The organism is Lentilactobacillus farraginis DSM 18382 = JCM 14108 (assembly GCF_000583655.1).
Lineage (GTDB): Bacteria > Bacillota > Bacilli > Lactobacillales > Lactobacillaceae > Lentilactobacillus > Lentilactobacillus farraginis.
The window spans coordinates 164,772-184,662 of sequence record NZ_BAKI01000001.1 but is presented as its reverse complement, the minus strand read 5'-3'; the positions used below and the strand labels follow the sequence as shown (position 1 = coordinate 184,662).

Genomic DNA, 19,891 nt, shown 5'->3' with positions numbered 1-19,891 from the left:
CTTTAAAATTTGGTTTGACAAATCCGATTAATCTTTTAAGCCATGGCTTCGTCTTCTTCCAGTTCAAGCCAAAGGGCCAACGGACTGGGGTTGAAGTCCGGCCAGTTTGAAATATGCGTATAACCGCGCTCCAAAAGCGAACTGACTTTGCGTTTTTTTAAATCATTAAAGACACTGAGAGCGAATATATTATCTTCCAAATCGGTAATGACAGTGTCTAATTTATGCTGCCATTCAGCAACCAGGTCTTGATAGATCAGCAGCTTACGGGCATTCTTGATAGTGTAGTCGACGCCTTGGCGCCGCAACAGCTGCTTATAATCTTCATATTCTTCTAAAACCGCGTCCTTGGCCTTTTGCCATTGATCGTGGTTATAGGTTGGTAACTTATCGCTCATACACTGTTCCTCCTTATTCACACAATCGTCAATTTGTATTGACTGACGTTGCGGAGAAGAAAATTGTTTTGATCATCGAGGTCGAAAAATCTCTTCGAGAACAATTAAACAATAAAAAGAGGAATTTTGCAAAGGGCATTCTAAACCAATGGGTGAATCAGACTTGATTAGTCAACAACACTGGCACCCAAAACATTCTTGAAGTGGTCCAGTGCCCAAGTTTGGCCTTCTGGTCCTAAAGCTGCGACTCCCTTTTGATGAATCACAAGATTGTAGTTTAAATTATAGGCGTCAACGGCAGTATGCAGCACGCAAATATCGGTGCAGACACCAACCAGGTGAAGTGTATCAACGTGGCGTTCACGCATTCTCAAATCCAAATCTGTGCCGGCAAAAGCGCTGTAACGGGTTTTGTCATACATATAAACTTTTTCCTGGCCTTTATTTTGCTGATACCACTTTGCAACCGGGCCATAAAATTCTCGGCCCCAAGTGTTTCGGACGTTGTGGGGCGGAAAAAGCTTGGTTTCAGGATGATAAGGGTCGTTGGGTGTATGAACGTCGGTTGGGAAAATAACCCAGTCGCCATTCGAAACAAATTTATCAGCCAAGTCAACAATTTTTGGTGCCAGTTTTTGTCCTGGCAGCCCGCAGGATAACGCTCCCTTGTCAGCGACAAAATCATTTGTGTAATCAATTATTAACAGTGCGGTATGTGATGCCATTTTAATCGACCTCCCGAATATTAAAGTACCTTTTACTTTTATTGGTTCTAACCTACTATAATTTCGTTCGAATTTCAAATATCATGCGCTAAATATTCTTTGTCTATATATGCTTGACAATTGTTCATGAATCCGTATACTAAATAGTTAATGAAAAGAGAGTCGGCAACCGCTGAAAGTCGATACGATTATTATGGCGAATTACAAAGGCTGCATCCTTTATCTGCGTTGAAAGGCAATTCAAGGATGAATTGTAGAACTTGGGTGGAACCGCGTTTATGACAAACGCCCCTGGTACTTGTTTTTGCAGGTACCGGGGGCGTTTTTTACTGTCGATGAAAGTATTGGAGGAAAATGATGGAAAAGAGTAAAAATGCAACCAGTTTATCGCGCTCGTTAAAGAGTCGGCACATTCAAATGATTGCGATTGGTGGTGCGATTGGAACCGGACTATTTCTGGGCTCCGGAAGTGCGATTCATACGTCGGGTCCGTCAATTATTATTTCATATTTGGTTGTTGGGATATTTTGTTTTTTGTTGATGCGGGCGATCGGTGAGTTACTGCTATCGGATACGTCAAAGCATTCTTTTCTGGATTTCGTTAAGGAATATTTAGGTGATCGTTGGGAATTTGTTACCGGTTGGACATATTGGTTCTGCTGGATTAGTTTGGCAATGGCCGATTTAACGGCAACCGGAATCTATATTAAATACTGGTTTCCGGGAGTTCCCCAGTGGATTCCGCCGTTGGCGATTCTGCTTTGCCTTTTTGCCGCTAATTTGGTGAACGTTGGCCTATTCGGCGAATTGGAATCCTGGTTTTCGATGATTAAAGTAGTCGCAATTATTTTGCTGGTGATCGTTGGTTTTGGATTGGCAATTTTTTCAGTTAAGGTCGGCGCTTCCACTGCCTCATTCAGTAATTTGATCAGCCACGGTGGTTTATTTCCAAAGGGGGCCCACGGCTTTTTATTATCATTTCAAATGGTCGTTTTTGCGTTTGTCGGAATTGAAATGGTTGGGCTGACTGCCGGTGAAACCAATGATCCGGCAGAGAACCTGCCCAAGGCGATTAACAGTCTGCCAATTCGGATCGGCCTGTTTTATATTGGATCAATGGTTGCGGTTATGAGTGTCTATCCATGGAATGACATTACGACAACTGCCAGTCCGTTTGTCCAGGTCTTTTCCGGGGTTGGAATTGTTGGTGCGGCCGGTATCTTGAATTTTGTGGTTCTGACAGCGGCCATTTCGGCTACCAACAGTTGCCTATTTAGCACCAGCCGAACGATGTATGCCCTCAGTATGGGCGGCAATGCGTCCAACTTTCTTACCAAGCTTGGTCGAAATGGTGTGCCAAATATCGCACTCAACTTCTCAACAGCATTTTTATTAATTATTGTTGTTTTAAATTACTTCATTCCTGAAGGGGTGTTTAACTTGGTTTCCAGTGTTTCAACGATTAACTTTGTCGTTGTCTGGGTGGTTCTTTTGGTTGTCCACGTTAAATACCGTCGCAAACATCCTAAGGGAAGCAGTCATTTTAGGATGCCGGGTTATCCGATTACCGACTATTTAAGTCTGGCTTTCTTTCTGTTTATTTTGGGCTTTCTGCTGGTAAGTTCGTCTACCAGGGTGGCAATGATAATCTCGATTATTTCAATCGGTGTCATGCTAATTGCTTTCCAATTAATTAATCGCCAAAAAAGCCACTAAGGTTAAAAGTCTGTGAAAAATATTGAATTCATGCAATCCTTCATCTACAATTTGAACAGGATATTAGCGCAATTACATTTATGAGGAAGACGGCAATGGTAAGGATTCATCAATTAAAAAATTATATTTGGATTGAAGCGGCTAATCCCCGACAAGCGGAACTTGATCGCGTTATCGATAAGTACCAGCTGCCCGAAAAATTCAAGGGTTACATGCTTGATCGGCATGAACAGCCCCGAGCAACTTACGATGCCATGACGGGTACAGGTGTTGTGGTGATTCGGGCATTGGCAAGCGGCCTTGACAGTGCAATTACTGTGCCGATATTTTTAGGATTTAATGATGATATCATCATTACTGCCTGTCATAGTGAAGAACAAGCCAAGTTGATTAATCAGCAGTCTCAAACGGGCTTCTCATTAATTAGCGACCATATTTTTACAATCCTGAAAGGGATTCTTGGGCCTTACTTTCAAATGTTGGACGAAGTTAGTCAGCGAGCGGATAACTTGGCCAGTCATCGGTTGACGGCAATTACCAAACGGCGCTTGGATTCACTGACGATTTTGAAAACCCGACTTGTTTATCTAAGGTCGGCAACCGCCGGTAACTTGGTGGCTTTAGAAGAGCTGCAGGGCGTGCTTCGGCAAAGACTGGGAATGACAACCGATTTGGCGCGACAGGTAACCCAGCAGCTTTCCGATTTGGTTGTCGAGTATCGACAGTGTCAGACGATGTTTAGTGTTCAAGGAGACGTTATTAACGAAACTGAGGCGGCTTATGGCAATCTGTTGAATAATAAGTTGAATCAAACGATGAAATTTTTGACAGTGTGGTCATTATTATTAGCGATTCCGCCGATTGTCTCGGGTTTCTATGGCATGAACGTTAAATTACCATTTGCCGATCAGGAAGCGGCGTGGTTTGGTACCATTATCCTGACTATCGGGTTGATGATTGGCATGCTGGTTATTTACATTGGAAAAAATAAGCGTCATTAAAAACAGATTATTAAAAAAAACTCGTTGACGGCAGCCGTTTTAAACAGCTGTTATCAATGAGTTTTTTATTAGTCTGCCAAAATTATTTGTAAGGTCCAATGTCTAAGTATCTAAATGAAATTGTCTCAGCAATTCCAACACTTTCAAAACATTACCGCGAACCAAATCAGTGTGATCAATATCAATAATTCGATATTGGGACTGAACATTGGCTGGTAATAGATTTAGGATTCGCCGATCCACCAAGAGAAGGTCATCCGTTTGAATGGCCGGATTAAAAAAGTGTTCTGCAATGACGTTGACTTGAAGATTGGTTTTGCTAACCCGATCCTTTAGTTCGTTACAAAAGTTTTGAATTAGTGCGTCGTCTACAATGGCATTTCCGGTTAACGAAGGTTGAATTTTGCCGGTCCGAATGTCGCCGATTACTCTGATATTCAATGAATGATATCCCCCGTCGTTTTTTGATCAATAGTATATTAACACTTTAAAGACTTCGTTAATCAAAACGGCCGCTGATTTTGCACAAAATTAAAATAAGTAAAGAAAGATTTAACATTTGATTAGAGACAGGCAACCAGCGAAAAAATCAGTAGGCAAATCAGTGATGTATCACTTCGGGTATCGTATTTGTTAACGTTTACGCGCCATTCAAAAAATAGGTAGAACCCTAAGATTAATATGATAATTAAAATTTTTAGCGCTCCCAGCATCAAGGTAGCACAAATTGCCAAAATCAATCCCATAATAACAACTAGTGAGAGCCGGTTGCCCACTTTGATAAAAATTGAAAATGAAAAGAAAATATTGGCAAAAATAAGTAGGGTGATACTCATTAACGAAATCAGTGAAAAGTAATGATGAGCGGTAATGTTGAATAGAAAGGTCATACCACTACCGCTGATTACACCGTAGATAATCCATTGACAATGCGGTTCGTTAATTAGCCGCGTCAGGCTGAGTAGGTTGGCCAGGATGAAATCGAGCAGCAACAGCCAGCCGTTGAATGCCGAGGAGCTAAAAAATAGTTTGATGCCTAAAATTAAAAAAACGCTATCCCAGCCAATCAGGATAACCGGTTGTTTATTTTTTGCGGTTACTTGACTGAGAATTCCAGAAAAACTAAGGGCCAATAAAAGCAGGTAGCTTAGGTCGTGATTGGTTAAAAACAAACGAAAGCCAACTTTTGAAAAGAGCCCCCAGATTAGGACCGGGACAAGTATCCGGATGTCGGAGCGGATCAGATTGGTTTGCTTGACTGTCAAAGTTTCACGTCACCTCCGTTTTATCTTAGTTATGCGTTTATCATCTGCAGAAAAGGGTTTCATTCAAGTTAATGGTAATAAAATTATCTTAATGTTTTTTGGCAAACCGGTCAACGAGGTCTTTAAAATAAAGCTTCCAAAAATAAAAAAATTATGATAACATAGTGAAGTTATGAGTTCCCGATAGGATTCACGCTGGACGTGAAGAAGCCTTGTAACCTAAAAAATATATAGGGGGAAATAAAATGCGCGAAAAACATTTATTTACTTCGGAATCTGTATCAGAAGGACATCCGGATAAAATCGCTGATCAAATCAGTGATGCAATTCTGGATGCATTATTAGCAAAAGATCCTGACGCTCGGGTTGCTTGTGAAACTTCAGTAACTACTGGTTTGGTGCTGGTGTTTGGTGAAATTTCAACTAAAGCCTATGTCGATATTCAAAAAGTCGTCCGTGATACGATTAAGCGGATTGGTTATTGCGATGGTCGTTACGGCTTTGATGGCGATTCCTGTGCAGTGATCGTTGCACTCGATGAACAATCACCTGACATTGCGCAGGGGGTTGATGAGGCGTTGGAAGAAAGAAACGGCAACACGGATCCGTTTGATCAAATTGCGCCGGTGATCAGGGCTTGATGTTTGGGTATGCCATTAATGAAACGCCGGAATTAATGCCCTTACCAATTTCGTTATCGCATAAATTGATGCGAAAACAGGCTGAGCTGCGAAAGAATGGCACCATTAGTTACTTGGGGCCGGATGCAAAAGCTGAAGTAACGGTTGAATATGATGACAACAATCAACCGGTTCGAGTTGACACGGTTGTCTTGAGTACCCAGCATTCAGACGGCGTTGAGCTGGACCAGGTGCGTCAAGATGTGATTGAAAAAATCATTAAGCAGGTAATTCCAGCCAAGTATTTGGATGATAATACCCGGTACCTGGTTAATCCGACCGGCCGATTTGTAATTGGCGGACCGGAAGGCGATGCCGGCTTAACCGGTCGAAAGATTATCGTTGATACTTACGGTGGCTTTGCCCATCATGGTGGTGGTGCTTTCTCCGGGAAGGATGCCACTAAAGTTGACCGATCTGCCAGTTACGCTGCCCGATACATTGCTAAAAATATCGTTGCGGCTCACCTGGCTGATGAAGTTGAGATTCAATTGGCTTATGCCATCGGGGTTGCCAAACCGGTTTCCATTGACGTCAATACATTTGGTACCGGAAAGGTTTCAGAAGAAAAATTAGTTGAAGCGGCTCGGGCCTTGTTCGATTTACGTCCAGCCGGCATCATTAAAATGCTTGATTTGAAACGGCCAATCTATGAACAAACGGCTGCTTACGGGCATTTTGGCAGAACCGATATTGACCTGCCTTGGGAACATACCGATAAAGTTGATGCCTTAAAAGCTTATTTTAACAAATAATTTAATATTTAATTACGTATTCAATTACGTGGGATGGGGCTGGTACAAAATCTTTTTTGTACCGGTCTTTTTTTGTCTTCAGAAAACATTTTATCAAATCTATTTAATTTGAGAGGGGTTATTTAATGACTGCAGCAGCTTCAAAAAGAAACGTTATTTTTGTGACAATCGCGCTTTTTATCGCGACGTTTATGTGCGCGATTGAGGGGACAATTGTTTCGACCGCCATGCCGACGATTGTTGGCGACCTTCGGGGTGTCGCTTTAATGAATTGGGTATTTTCCATTTTTTTACTGACTAACGCGATTGCGACACCGATTTACGGCAAGTTGGCAGATAGTATCGGTCGTAAGCCGATCTTTATGGTTGGCACAACCATTTTTATTTTGGGATCGGTTATGTCCGGGTTCTCTCAATCAATGATGGGGTTGATCGCTTGGCGGGCAATTCAAGGAATTGGTGGTGGAGCCATATTACCCGTTGCCAATACGATTATCGCTGACATCTATCCCTTGGAAAAACGCGCCCAAGTATTAGGATTAAACAGTTCTGCCTGGGGAATTGCTTCGGTAATCGCGCCGTTATTGGGAGGCTTTATTGTCGACAATCTTAGTTGGCACTGGATCTTTTTTATTAACTTGCCGATTGGCGTGATTGTGTTATTGATGATTCAGTTCTTTCTTCAAGAAGAAAAACAGAAAATTGATAGTCATATGGATATTGGTGGGACCATTTGGCTGACAATTACGCTGCTGGCAATCATGTATGCATTTCAAATTATTGGTCAAACGGTAATTAACTGGCAAGTGGTTGCCGGATGCATTATTTTAACGGTCGTTGGTGGCATTATGTTTATCAGAAAAGAACGGCTGGCAAGTGACCCGCTGATTCCAATGGAACTTTTTAGCCAACGGACATTTGTTGTTCAAAATCTGGTAATTGCCTTAATGAGCGGTTTTTTGATTGCCTATGAAGTTTATTTACCGGATTGGACACAGGGTATTTTAGGACTGCGAGCATCGATGGCCGGCTTTGCGGTAACGCCAAGTTCATTAATGTGGATTGTCGGGTCATTTATTGCCGGTAAATTATTGGTGAAGCTTTCACCAAACCAGATTATCAATATTAGTTTGGCATTTATTTTGGTCGGGGCAATTGTCATGGTTCTCATTCCGGCTTATACGCCGTTTGTTGCGTTCCTGTTGATTTCAACAATTTGCGGGACCGGCTTTGGTTTAACCACAACGACTTCCATTATTAGTGTTCAAAACGTTGTGAAACCTTCAGAAATTGGTGTTGCAACCTCATTTAATACGTTATGCCGGACACTCGGGCAGACCCTGATGATTTCTGTCTTTGGGATTGTTATGAACATGACGATGTTAAGAGGCGTCTCTCAGACAAACGGAGCAACTTTGAAAATGATGGACAAGCTTATCAATCCACAGACTGCTAATCAGTTATCGGGTGAAATCCTGCCCAAACTACGGCTGATTTTATATCAATCACTTCATAATGTGTTTATCGTCGGCCTGCTTTTAATCTTGGCTGCTTACGTGATTAATTGGTTTGATCGAAAGCGAAACTAAAAAGCGTGTGCCAAAGGTCAGGAAGTTGCCCCTTGGCACACGTTTTCTCGGGATTACACAAAAGGGACTGGACAAAATTACTTCCGTCTCAGTCTCCTTAAAGATTTCAAAGTTATTTAATTTTTTGGATGGCCAACAAAAAGGGCGGCTCATGCATTTGATTGATAAACTGGTATTTTAAAACACCGTATTTTTCTTGTGGGAGGGTCTGACAGAAATGAAGCACGGCTTCTTTTTCAGTCTGGCCGCCGGGATGACCATAATAAACAACTACAATGACCAGACCGTTAACGGCTAAGTGATCAAGACAGGCTGTTAGAGCTGCCGTGGTAGCTTTACTTTTAGTGACAATCGCTTTGTCACCACCAGGCAGATAGCCCAGATTAAAAATAGCGGCAGTAATTTGTTGAGATTCGGGCAATACCTGATTAATATTTGCATGGCTCCGTTGGTAAAGGTGAATGTTCTTTAAATCAATTTTATGTCGTAGCAACCGATCGGTGGTATTTTGGAGCGCTTGTTTTTGAATATCGAAACCGTAGACTTGGCCGGATTTACCCACCAATTTTGCTAAAAACAACGTGTCATGACCGTTGCCGATTGTACCGTCGATCACCGAGTCATTTGGTGAAACCGCTGCTTTTAGCAATTGATGGCTGAACTGTAAGGCATTGGGTAAACGTTTTGTCATGCTGTCCCTCCTAAAAATTTTTCAAAAATAAATCGGCTGCTTAATAACAAGCTTAGGCCCAGGCTCCAGCCACCGACAACGTCACTGGCAAAGTGGACGCCGACATAAATTCTGCTTAGTCCGACCAGCAAAATCAAGCAGCCGACTAATAGATCAAAGATAAACCGGCGGCTTTGGCTTTTAAGAAAATGATTTCCAATAATGATCAGACTACCACCAAGCATCATGGCACTCATTGAATGACCGCTCGGAAAGCTGGTTGAGTGAACGCTGACTAAATGGTGAAAGGTTGGCCGTGGGCGGTTAATCAGGTATTTAAACAACGTATTAACCGGGCCTGCCAGCCCCAAACTATTGATTAGCAGGAAAAAGGCCGCCCGACTTTTTCGAAACAGGATTAAAATCAGTGTCATGCCCAGTGTAAATGCAATTACGGGTAAGACGTTGACCAGTTTAGTAAAATGAATTATCAGCAACGTCAATTGTGGGGTGGCTGTGCCTCTGATCAGGCTGGCGATTTGACTGTCAAAGCGACTGATCCAATTTGCATGGGTTAAAACGCCAGTCATAAAAACCAGAAAAACAAGTAACGCGCCGCACCATACCCAAAATAAATGATGACGTAAATATTTCATTGATTCCGCGGCTTTCTTTTTAGGTTGAATATAGTTATTATAGCACGTGTATGTATTGTTTTTTGGGGAATGATTTGTTATGATAATAGGCAACAATCTCAATATTAATGAAAATGAAGAGACGAATTAGTAATTATGAATCAATTTAAGAAACCGGATGGGTGTTGAAAATCCGGATTGATTAATGATGAACTCATCGTCGAATGCTTGATTGAAATTTAGTAGGTTAAGTCGGTTAATCGCCGTTATCAATGTTTAGAGTGCTCAACGCCCGTGGTCGGCGTTAAGAATATAGGTGGTACCGCGATTAATCGTCCTATAGGAAGTTGAATATGGCTTCCTGTAGGCTTTTTTTCGTTAATTTAAGAAATTGAAAGGTGGAAGTTACAGAAATGGCATACAATCATGATGTAATTGAGCGTAAATGGCAGCATTATTGGAAAGAACACAAGACATTTAAAACGCTGGATGATACCAACAAGGAGAAGTACTACGTTTTGGATATGTTCCCTTATCCATCAGGTCAGGGGCTTCACGTTGGGCACCCTGAAGGCTATACAGCAACTGATATTATGGCCCGAATGGCCCGGATGCAGGGTAAAAACGTGCTTCATCCAATGGGTTGGGACGCGTTTGGCCTGCCGGCAGAACAATATGCCTTAAAGACCGGCCACAACCCACGCAGTTTTACGGCTCAAAATATCAAAACCTTTAAGCGACAAATTCGCTCACTTGGTTTTTCGTATGACTGGGATCGGGAAATTAATACCACTGATCCGGCTTATTACAAATGGACGCAGTGGATTTTTGAACAGTTATATAAAAAGGGCCTGGCCTATGAAGATAATATCGAAGTTAACTGGGCGCCGGATTTCATGGGTGGGACAGTTGTTGCCAATGAAGAGGTTGTTGATGGAAAGACCGAACGGGGCGGCTATCCGGTTTATCGGGTACCAATGCGGCAATGGGTTTTGAAAATTACGGCCTATGCGGATCGGTTAATTGATGACTTGGATTTGGTTGATTGGCCTGAAAGCATTAAAGAGCAGCAGCGAAACTGGATTGGCCGGTCACGGGGAGCCAGTGTTTTCTTCAAAGTAAAAGGACATGAGAATGATCAAATCGAAGTGTTTACGACTCGTCCCGACACGTTATTTGGCGCTACATACATGGTTTTGGCCCCTGAACACAAATTAGTCGATCAGATTGCAACACCAGAACAAAAGGCAGCGGTTGCGGCCTATAAAGAAAAGGTTTCACGTAAATCCGACTTGGAAAGAACGGATTTAAACAAGGACAAGAGTGGGGTCTTTACCGGTGCTTATGGAATTAATCCGATTAACGGCAAAGAAGTGCCAATTTGGATTGGTGACTATGTGCTTGAATCATATGGAACGGGTGCGATTATGGCGGTCCCGGCTCATGATGATCGGGATTATGAATTTGCAAAAAAATTCGGCTTACCAATTGTCCCGGTGATTGAAGGTGGCGATGTTGCAGACGCAGCTTATACCGGCGATGGCCCCCACTTTAATTCCGGCTTTATGGACGGTATGAACAAAGAAGATGCCATTAAGGCAGCCATTGATTGGCTTAAAGATCATCATGCCGGTAAAGAAAAAGTCAATTACCGACTTCGGGATTGGATTTTCTCCCGTCAACGGTATTGGGGAGAACCAATCCCAGTAATCCACTGGGAAGATGGTGAAACGACGCTGGTTCCTGAAGATGAGCTACCGTTGCGGCTGCCCAAGGCCAAGGATATTCAAACGTCCGGCGGTAAGGAAAGTCCATTAGCTAATCTGACTGATTGGGTAAACGTTGTTGATGAAAATGGCCGTAAAGGAAAACGTGAGACAAACACAATGCCACAGTGCTGGTAGTTCGTGGTATTGGCTGCGCTACATTGACCCGCATAATGACCAGGCGATTGCTGCGCCGGATAAGTTGAAGTATTGGTCACCGGTAGATCTGTATGTCGGCGGTGCTGAACACGCGGTGCTTCACTTGTTATATGCCCGCTTCTGGCATAAATTCCTGTATGATTTGGGAGTTGTTCCAACACCGGAACCGTTCCAAAAGTTGGTTAACCAAGGAATGATTTTAGGTACCAATCATGAAAAAATGTCGAAGTCAAAGGGAAACGTCATTAACCCGGATGATATTGTTAAGGAATACGGTGCTGACACGCTGCGGGTTTATGAAATGTTTATGGGGCCGATTGATGCTGCCAAGCCTTGGAGCACTGAAGGAATCAATGGTGCCCATCACTGGTTGGACCGGGTATGGCGACTAATGATTGATGACAACAATCATTTGCGTGACCGGGTAACCACGATTGATGATGGTAAACTTGACAAAATTTATAATCAGACGGTTAAAATTGTTACGAATGACTTTGCGCATATGCGCTTTAATGTCGGTATTTCTCAAATGATGGTTTTTGTTAACGAAGCTTATAAGGTGGATGCCCTGCCAATCCAATATATGGAAGGCTTCGTTAAAATGCTGTCACCGGTTGCGCCGCATATTGCAGAGGAACTTTGGCAATTGTTGGGTCATGATGAAACAATTACGTACGAAAAGTGGCCAACTTATGATCCGGATAAACTAGTTGAAAATACCGTTCAAATGGTTGTTCAGGTTAACGGCAAAGTTCGGGCGCATTTGAAGATTGCTCGAGATGCTGCTAAAGATGATGTTGAAGCGGCTGCCAAAGCGGATGAACATATTAAGCATTATCTTGAAGGCAAGACGATTCGAAAGATGATTGTTGTGCCAAACAAAATTGTTAATATTGTTGTTAAATAAGCAGTTTTTAAATTATTGAAAATGGTGACCGGTTTCTTCTTGAAGAAGCGACCGATCACCATTTTTAATTGACTGAACTTAAAATTCTGAGAGTTAACCCGATTGGCTACCCATTGACGGGGATGTTTTTATGCCGGTTCTGCTTAAATCGGCGTTTTAAGTAAGCGTACAGCAGCGATAAGATGAATGAAATAATAACCGCCAGAATGGTTTCCATAATGGCACTCTTGTAGCCCATTTCATCAATAATATCAATGACTGCCTTGTGAAGATACATAATCCCAAGGGTTTGTTGGCCAAGCAATTGAATTGGCTTAATAACGAATTGTGGGAAAAATTGACAGAGGTAATAACTGAAGCTAAAGACCACCATACAAATTAGAATCGGGATAAACAAAATGTAGGATACCCGCGAAATTGGAATATGATGGAAAGTTGCGTGAATAATTTTGGACTTTAAGTAAAAAGCAAAATTAAAGCGATCCATATGCTGCATCCAGAAAATCCATAGTGTGATTAAGCCACATGGAATCATAATCCATAAATCTTTTACGAACTGCTGAATTTTATGGAAATATAAATAACCGAACAACATAAAGAACAACGCAATGAACGCAACGTCAAAATCCCAGGGAATATATTTCCAATTGAAGAACCAGACGTGTTTATAACTGGTCGAAACAATTAGCGAAATAAAAGCGATGATGATTTGGTACTCACGTGTTTTGACATATGTAATCACAATGGATGTGAGAACCAAAGCCAGTAAATAAACGTTAATGTACCAGAAGACACTTAGGTAGTGATTCAGTGTTCGGCCACCCCATAGTAGGCGGACAAAATAAAACGCCGTGTATGACCAGCTTTCACCTCTAATAAAGTGTGAAAGCAGGATTAAGCCGCTGCCGCAAATGAGATAGGAAATTAATAACGGGATAATTCGTTTTTTGATAAATCCCCACCAGTTATTATTAATAATGGGTTTTAAGAAAAAACCACCCATAATAAAGAAGATTGGCATATGCCACCAATATAGGAAGTGAAACATAGTCCCATGCCGAGTCATGGCGTGACCAAATACAACCGCGACAATCCCGATGGCTTTGGCCACGTCAATCCATTCGATTCTCTTTTTACTCACAAACTCTTCACCTCTACGATTTTTTAACACATATAACAATATTCTAGTGCATTTGGGGGTTGAATGACAATAATTTTTGATTACAGTTCTCACAATTAAAAGACTAATTGGATGTTATCGATTTAAACAAGAGTGAGACAAAAGGCGGTTAACTGCCTTTCGTCCCACTCTTGGCTTAAAATTGTAAATTAGTTGGTCCGCTGGTTTTTAAGCATGAATTTTGGCAGGGCCTCACTGATTTGGTGAGGTAACACAACGTACTGTTTTTTTGCCAATTTATCGGCAATCGCGCTGTGAGTGTAAACTGCGGCCAGGGTTGCGTTGGTTTTATTATCAAATTGAGCAGTAAAGCCACCGATTAACCCTGCCAGCGTATCGCCCATACCACCGGTTGCTTGCGCGGGTGTACCGCCGGTGTTTTGATAAATTTTACCGGCTGCATAAACCTCTGTTCGATGGGATTTGACAACCACAATTGCGTTTAGCTGGTTGGCAGCGGCTTGATTTTTCTCGGGCGTTTGATCGGCGATCTTAATACCCGAGACTCGCTGCCACTCCATTTGATGAGGGGTCAGAATATTCAGGGATGCTTCGGGCAGAGCCAAGTGGTTATGGGCAATCAACGTTAAAGCGGAGCCGTCAATGACCAATGTTTGTTTGTCATGGGCCAATTCAAAGGTTTTGGTTAGAATAGACAGCGCGTTGTTGTCGGTTCCCAGCCCCGGCCCGATGACAACCACGTCAGCGCTTTTAATAATTGGCGCCGCTGTTTTTAAATCGTGATAGTCGACAAACATAGCTTCCGGCAGCCAGTCGTGAAGGCTGGTTTGATTTGTGGGATCAGTTATTGTGGTAACCAGTCCGGCTCCGGAATAGACTGCGGCCAATGAAGCCATAATAATGGCACCGCCAAAGTTTTGACTACCGCCAATTAAGGCAATCCGACCATAAGTGCCCTTATAACTATCTGCAGGCCGCTTACGAATAACCTTTGCTAAAATATCGTTTGTAATTTCCTTCATCTTTAAAATCCCCTCCAACTCAAAGATCTTTTCAAACTCAGTATACCATTGCTCGTGACCTGCAAGCACAGTGAGATGTGCTAAAATATAAACATAAGATGACAGGAGTGAGAATCAATGACAATCGATTGGCAAAAGCAGGCTGAGAAGTATCGTGATCAGTATTTAAGTGATTTAAAGGAATTGATCAGTATTCCCAGTGTGCGGGACGACGAACACAAAACAGACGATTATCCTTTGGGTGAGGGCCCGGCCAAAGCCCTTCAAAAATTTTTATCATTTGGTGAACGGGATGGTTTTACAGTAAAAAATCTGGACAATCTAGTAGGGTATATTGAGTACGGTTCAGGCGAGCAGACGTTTGCGATGCAGTCACATGCAGATGTAATGCCTGCCGGTGACGGCTGGGAAACTAATCCCTTTGAAATGACCGAGAAGAACGGTAATTTGTACGGTCGGGGAACATCTGACGATAAAGGCCCCGGCTTAGCTGCCTACTATGGGCTGCGGATGTTAAAAGACAACGGGATTTTGCCAAAAATGAAGATCCGCTTGATTATCGGTACCGATGAAGAAAGTGATTGGACTGGTATGAAGCATTACTTTGAGGTTGAGCCGCAGCGACATTGGGATTTTCGCCGGATGCTGAATTTCCGCTTATCAATGGTGAAAAGGGAAATGCGGCTTACGAGACAACCTTTGGTAAAACGAATGGTGCTGAATACACCCTTAAAGAATTTGATTCAGGGCTGCGAACGAATATGGTGCCGGGAAACGCAACGGCTTTGATTGAAACGGATAACAATGAAAAATTTGTGGACGCCTTTACCGACTTTTTGGACAAACAGCCATTATCAGGTGATATTAAAGCGACTGGCGATGGGATTGCCGTGCATCTAATCGGCAAGCAGGCCCACGCGATGGCGCCTGAAAACGGTATTAACGCGGGAACTTATTTGGCTGCCTTTCTGAACCAATTTAATTTTGAAGGCGCCGCTAAACAATTTCTTTCGTTTATCGCCGAGTATCTTCATGATGATACGCGAGCTCATAAAATCGGTGTCAACCATGTTGACGATGTTATGGGTGAGTTGACGATGAATGTTGGGATTATGAAGTTTGACTTTCGAACGGGTGGTTTGGTCAATACAAATTTCCGCTATCCAAAGGGAATAAACGATACGCAAATTTTACAGGCATTATTAAAAGTTGCTGATAAGCTTGGTGGCGAGGTAAAGGAAATCAGCCATATGGTGCCACATTATGTTGATCCCGATGATCCGATTGTCAAAACCCTATTGGCAGTTTACGCCCAACAGACCGGTGCCAAAGATGTGAAACCTGAAGTTGTTGGCGGCGGCACGTACGCACGGATGATGCCCCGTGGCGTGGCATTTGGTGCGCTTTTCCCGGGAACTCAAGATACGATGCACCAGGCCAACGAATTTCAACCGATTAATGATTTACTGAAAGCAATGGCGATCTACGGCCAGTCCATTTATGAGTTGACAGCCAAATAACATTCGATTGGGGTGTTTCATATGTTGGAATTTAATTATCACCGGATTCTGGTAGGGGTTGACGGTTCCAAGACTGCCGCAAAAGCTGTAAAAAAGGCGATTGCGATCGCTCATCGAAATGCCGCCAAATTATATATTGTAGCGGTTATTAATAATCGAGACTTCATTGGTGTGTCCAAATCAGCTTCGATTGGGTTTGGCAACGTTGATCCGTCAACCATTGAAAATTTAAAAAATAATTTTGAGAATTTGGTTCAGGGTTACGTTGACGAAGCCAAGAAAGCAGGGGTGTCGGAAGTGGCAGGCTTTGTTTCCTATGGTGATCCCAAAACCCAATTAGCCACTGAAATTGTTGCTGATAAGAAAATTGACGCAATTGTGATCGGGGCAACGGGTGTGAATTTCTTTACCCGCCTGACATTGGGGTCAACGGCAGCCTTCGTTATCGCTCACGCCCCGTGTGACGTCTTTATCGTCCACCGGGATAAAAAGAAGCGCCTCTAAAAACTAAAAACGTCGGAATTATCATTAAAAAGATTGTGAAACCTGGCCGATTTTCAGCAGTTTCACAATCTTTTTTGAATTGGTTGATGATTTATTTGCAATTATGTACCGGAAACGTTTATAATTTTCAGAGTTGTCATTTCGAGGAAGTATCAAAATTTTGAAAAAATGAGGGATTTGCGTGGCTGATATAGTATTTAGCGATGGTTTTGCCGTAACTTTAAAACATTATTATACAACCCATCAGATTGACTGCCAGGTTATTTTGTTACCATTACTGTTGGGATTGGGGGATATTGCGCAAACCAATCTGCTTGAAACCCGAAAAACGCTATTGAAAATCCGCAATACCCATGAACGCCATGATGATACCGATGAATGGTATCAATCGATACTTGCCGGTCTTAAAGCATTGGATCAAGCTATTATTGAACAAAAGCCGCTGCGGATTTGGTGGACGGATCTGCCGGATGACAGCTGTGGCTTTGCCTGGTTGTGTGATTATTTAAGAGACGCACAAAATCAGGTAACATCGGTTCATGTTCCCCTGATTCTTTCTTATGAACAATTCTTATTTAGTATCCATAGTTTGGGTGAATTATCGACAGCTGATTTTGCCAAATACCATTTATTTAGTGGTGAACAGCCGTTGCTAAGGGATACGCGAATTGCTCACAGTTATCTGTGGCGGGATCTGCGAAAGGATAATACCCCGCTTAGAATTATGATTAATGGCCATTTGATGAGCCAGCCAATTAATTTTTACGACCGATTTTTGCTTTCCCATGTCAGTCCGGTTGATTTTAAAAAGATTCCTGAGGTAATTGGCGAAGTGCTGGGGGATGGGCCAAGTGGCGTACCCGCCTGGTGGTATCGACACCGGGTCGACTATTTAATTTCTAAAAAGGCACTTTGGTATGAAAAAACGCCGCAGCAAAAGTGGGGGCGGGTTAAATTGCGGAATCTTCAAAATTAACCGGTTGAAAATTGATCAAACAAATGAAATCAAGGCCTTGAAGCAGTCGTAAGCGGACGTTTCAAGGCCTTGTTTGATTAATATTGTGACAATATCGTGAATATAGATGATTTACATCGCTGCTTGACGGGGATCGCGGATCTCTGCTAACTTTTCATCAATCATTCCAAGTACCAGATCGACATTTTGGGGTTCTGAAAGGTCATACTTTTGAAGATCGATTTTAAGCTTTGGACTAACGTCATAGTTTTTAAACCATTGCTGATATGCCCGCCACATTTTGTAATAGTAATGTTCCAGTTCCGGATTATTTTCAAACTGTTCGTAATCCCGACCTCTTTTTTTGATGCGGTACTTAATTGTTTCAAAGTCACTGTCAGCATAGACCAATAAATCGGGCGCCTTCTTTGGAAGCTGATCCAATTCGGTCATCATGTTATCCAAAAGCTTCAGATAGACTGCCAGCTCTGTATCACTGATGTTGCCGTCCGCATTGTTTTCCCGGGTGAAAAGGGCATCTTCGTAAATCGAACGATCCAGGACGTTGTTATCGTCACTTAGCGCCTGTTTAATCATCGAGAAGCGTTTATTTAAAAAATAGATCTGTAATAAGAATCCATATTGTTTAGGATTTGAGTAGTAGAGCGGCAGGACAGGATTATCGCCAACCGGTTCAAAAAATGCCTTGGTCCCTAAGTGTGCTGCGATTTTGCCTGTTAAAGTTGTTTTGCCAACGCCGATCATACCTGCTGTAATTATCACCATGGTAGCCCCTCTTTTAATAAAATATACGATATCTAGTGTATCATAAATTTTGATACCACAACATCTATAAATCGGAATTTTCAGGTTGCTTTTTCCAAGTGCGGTTTAAATAAGTAGTACAATAAGATTAGTGAATCGAATGGAGGTAAACTAATGTATAAAGCGGTTGTATTTTTTGACCTTGACGGGACTTTTTTTGATAATGAAAAGAATGTTTCTAAGGAAAACATCGCGGCAGTCAATGAATTACGGGAAAATAATATTCTGCCGATTATTTCCACCGGTCGAAACATTTTTGAAATTCAGTATGTCATTGATGAGACCGGAATAGATTCATTAGTCAGCGCAAACGGCAGTTACGTGCAGTATGAAGGTAAAAAACTGAAAGCTGAAGAAATTCCGGATGACGTTATCGAAGAAATTTTGGCTTTTGCCAAAGAGCAGGGTGATGTGATTTCGTTCTATAATAATGCGGAATTTGCGCTAACTGCCGAAAACGAATTAACAAAGGTTAATTATCGTTTGCTGCGGTTGACACCACACGTTGACCCGACTTTCTATAAAACCCATCAGGTCAATTTCCTAAATGTTTTTAATTATGATAAAGATAAACTTTACCAAGATCATTTCAAGGGTAAATTATCGTTGGTTCGAAATAATCCGCGTTGTTTGGATACCATGAACTGGGGTGTTTCCAAACAAACCGGAATTCAGGCGATGCTGTCCGAAGCGCACTTGGATAAGATCCCATCGTATGCATTTGGTGATCAATTAAACGACCTGCAGATGTTCGAAGAGGTTGATTATCCAGTGGCAATGGGCAATGGGCATCCCGATGTTAAGGCAAAAGCCTCGTTTGTTACAACGTCCAATATTAATCATGGGATTGTGAATGGTTTGAGACATTACGGTTTGATCAAGTAGGACTGATTAGAAAATCAAAAACGGGATTGAATCCAAGGCATTACTGCGTTGGACTCAATCCCGTTTTTTAATTAAGTTATGATTAACAAATTATTCGGTCATTTGCTTTTTAATATTGGCTAAAGTCATGTCAGCCGTATTCTCAAAGTGAATGTCCGCATCTTTTAGAGTTTGTTTGTCACCAATGCCAATCGACGTTTCACCAGCCGCGTTAATTGATTCAACACCGGCCGCAGCATCTTCAACACCGATGCATTGTTCCGGCTTTAGATCAATTAATGCTGCGCCTTTCAGGTAAATCTCCGGATCCGGTTTACCTTTGGAAAGGATCTTTGGATCAACAATCTTTGGGAAGTAGTCTGTTAACTGCAGTTTCTGCAATACTTTCGGTGCGTTTTTTGAGGCGGAAGCCAATGACAGTAGGTAACCGTGATCTTTAATTTCGTCTAGGAAGGCTTTAATTCCCGGGAGGATGTTAGCTGGCGTCATTTGGTCAACCAACTTTAAATAGTTGGTATTTTTTTCGGTTGCCAAGGCGACTTTTTGGTCTTCCGTGTATTTATCAGAAAGATTCCCGGCCTTTAAGATCATCTCCAGTGAATCCATTCGGCTAATGCCTTTTAAGCCGTCTTCCAGTTCTTTAGACCATGGCGCGCCGACTTTATCGGCTACCTGATGCCAGGCTTGACTGTGAAAAACAGACGTATCCGTAATAACACCATCCAAGTCAAAAACAAATCCCTTAATGTCAGAAAATTTTGCCATTTCAAGTC

16 protein-coding genes, 3 pseudogenes, 1 riboswitch and 1 other annotated feature are annotated in these 19,891 nt (G+C 42.2%); of the genes and pseudogenes, 9 read left to right on the top strand and 10 right to left on the bottom strand.

From position 1 onward, the window contains the following. Positions 1–35: 35 nt before the first annotated feature. Complete coding sequence (locus JCM14108_RS00935; protein ID WP_035177477.1) at positions 36–398, bottom strand: hypothetical protein; 363 nt, start codon at positions 396–398, stop codon at positions 36–38. A 167-nt stretch (positions 399–565) separates the two neighbouring features. Beyond that, entirely contained in the window at positions 566–1,123 is a 558-nt protein-coding gene (locus JCM14108_RS00930) for a cysteine hydrolase family protein (RefSeq protein WP_035177473.1), read from the bottom strand. A gap of 357 nt (positions 1,124–1,480) precedes the next feature. On the opposite strand from JCM14108_RS00930, the gene JCM14108_RS00925 reads away from it, so the two are divergent. Both JCM14108_RS00925 and JCM14108_RS00920 read left to right on the top strand, forming a co-directional pair. Next, complete coding sequence (locus JCM14108_RS00925; protein WP_035177471.1) at positions 1,481–2,839, top strand: amino acid permease; 1,359 nt, start codon at positions 1,481–1,483, stop codon at positions 2,837–2,839. A gap of 95 nt (positions 2,840–2,934) precedes the next feature. Then, positions 2,935–3,840, top strand: a complete 906-nt coding sequence (locus JCM14108_RS00920) for a magnesium transporter CorA family protein (protein WP_035177469.1) — start codon at positions 2,935–2,937, stop codon at positions 3,838–3,840. Between the two features lie 102 nt (positions 3,841–3,942). Here the strand turns inward: JCM14108_RS00920 and JCM14108_RS00915 are convergent, their stop codons facing one another. After that, positions 3,943–4,281, bottom strand: coding sequence for a hypothetical protein (locus JCM14108_RS00915; protein WP_035177466.1), 339 nt, complete (start codon positions 4,279–4,281; stop codon positions 3,943–3,945). Between the two features lie 122 nt (positions 4,282–4,403). After that, positions 4,404–5,105: a hypothetical protein gene (locus JCM14108_RS00910; RefSeq protein WP_235807105.1), complete on the bottom strand. Its 702-nt coding sequence runs from the start codon at positions 5,103–5,105 to the stop codon at positions 4,404–4,406. A gap of 165 nt (positions 5,106–5,270) precedes the next feature. After that, a riboswitch (SMK box riboswitch) is annotated at positions 5,271–5,353 on the top strand. On the opposite strand from JCM14108_RS00910, the pseudogene metK reads away from it, so the two are divergent. Both metK and JCM14108_RS00900 read left to right on the top strand, forming a co-directional pair. Further along, positions 5,351–6,540 (top strand): annotated as a pseudogene (gene metK, locus JCM14108_RS00905) (methionine adenosyltransferase). Its footprint overlaps the riboswitch before it by 3 nt. A 125-nt stretch (positions 6,541–6,665) precedes the next feature. Next, positions 6,666–8,129: an MDR family MFS transporter gene (locus tag JCM14108_RS00900; protein ID WP_035177463.1), complete on the top strand. Its 1,464-nt coding sequence runs from the start codon at positions 6,666–6,668 to the stop codon at positions 8,127–8,129. 112 nt (positions 8,130–8,241) lie between these two features. On the opposite strand, the gene mnmM is transcribed toward JCM14108_RS00900, so the two are convergent. Next, on the bottom strand, positions 8,242–8,820 hold the full coding sequence (gene mnmM / locus JCM14108_RS00895; protein ID WP_035177461.1) for a tRNA 5-(aminomethyl)-2-thiouridylate-methyltransferase MnmM: 579 nt from the start codon (positions 8,818–8,820) through the stop codon (positions 8,242–8,244). After that, on the bottom strand, positions 8,817–9,455 hold the full coding sequence (locus tag JCM14108_RS00890) for a phosphatase PAP2 family protein (protein WP_051995946.1): 639 nt from the start codon (positions 9,453–9,455) through the stop codon (positions 8,817–8,819). Before JCM14108_RS00890 ends, mnmM begins: the two co-directional genes overlap by 4 nt. 107 nt (positions 9,456–9,562) lie before the next feature. After that, positions 9,563–9,777 (top strand) — a binding site (T-box leader). Between the two features lie 70 nt (positions 9,778–9,847). On the opposite strand from JCM14108_RS00890, the pseudogene leuS reads away from it, so the two are divergent. Continuing rightward, positions 9,848–12,266: pseudogene (gene leuS, locus JCM14108_RS00885) on the top strand (leucine--tRNA ligase). 106 nt (positions 12,267–12,372) lie between these two features. Here the strand turns inward: leuS and JCM14108_RS00880 are convergent. Further along, positions 12,373–13,437: an acyltransferase family protein gene (locus tag JCM14108_RS00880; RefSeq protein ID WP_035177458.1), complete on the bottom strand. Its 1,065-nt coding sequence runs from the start codon at positions 13,435–13,437 to the stop codon at positions 12,373–12,375. Positions 13,438–13,595: 158 nt separating this feature from the next. Continuing rightward, positions 13,596–14,429 (bottom strand): NAD(P)H-hydrate dehydratase, encoded by an 834-nt coding sequence (locus JCM14108_RS00875; RefSeq protein WP_035177456.1) that lies wholly within the window; start codon positions 14,427–14,429, stop codon positions 13,596–13,598. A 117-nt stretch (positions 14,430–14,546) separates the two neighbouring features. Between JCM14108_RS00875 and pepV the strand changes: the two are divergent. From pepV to JCM14108_RS00860, 3 genes and pseudogenes are all read left to right on the top strand, one after another. Continuing rightward, positions 14,547–15,949: pseudogene (pepV, locus tag JCM14108_RS00870) on the top strand (dipeptidase PepV). Between the two features lie 21 nt (positions 15,950–15,970). Further along, positions 15,971–16,453 (top strand): universal stress protein, encoded by a 483-nt coding sequence (locus JCM14108_RS00865; RefSeq protein WP_035177453.1) that lies wholly within the window; start codon positions 15,971–15,973, stop codon positions 16,451–16,453. Between the two features lie 181 nt (positions 16,454–16,634). Beyond that, positions 16,635–17,429 carry a DUF3658 domain-containing protein gene (locus tag JCM14108_RS00860; RefSeq protein WP_235807102.1) on the top strand — a complete coding sequence of 265 codons (795 nt, stop codon included), beginning with the start codon at positions 16,635–16,637 and terminating at the stop codon, positions 17,427–17,429. A 111-nt stretch (positions 17,430–17,540) separates the two neighbouring features. Here JCM14108_RS00860 and JCM14108_RS00855 read toward each other — a convergent pair whose 3' ends face one another. Further along, entirely contained in the window at positions 17,541–18,194 is a 654-nt protein-coding gene (locus tag JCM14108_RS00855; RefSeq protein ID WP_035177450.1) for a deoxynucleoside kinase, read from the bottom strand. Positions 18,195–18,347: 153 nt separating this feature from the next. Between JCM14108_RS00855 and JCM14108_RS00850 the strand changes: the two genes are divergently transcribed. Beyond that, positions 18,348–19,118, top strand: coding sequence for a Cof-type HAD-IIB family hydrolase (locus JCM14108_RS00850; protein WP_035177448.1), 771 nt, complete (start codon positions 18,348–18,350; stop codon positions 19,116–19,118). A 90-nt stretch (positions 19,119–19,208) separates the two neighbouring features. Here the strand turns inward: JCM14108_RS00850 and pgmB are convergent, their stop codons facing one another. Further along, positions 19,209–19,883: a beta-phosphoglucomutase gene (pgmB, locus tag JCM14108_RS00845; protein ID WP_035177445.1), complete on the bottom strand. Its 675-nt coding sequence runs from the start codon at positions 19,881–19,883 to the stop codon at positions 19,209–19,211. Positions 19,884–19,891 lie beyond the last annotated feature (8 nt).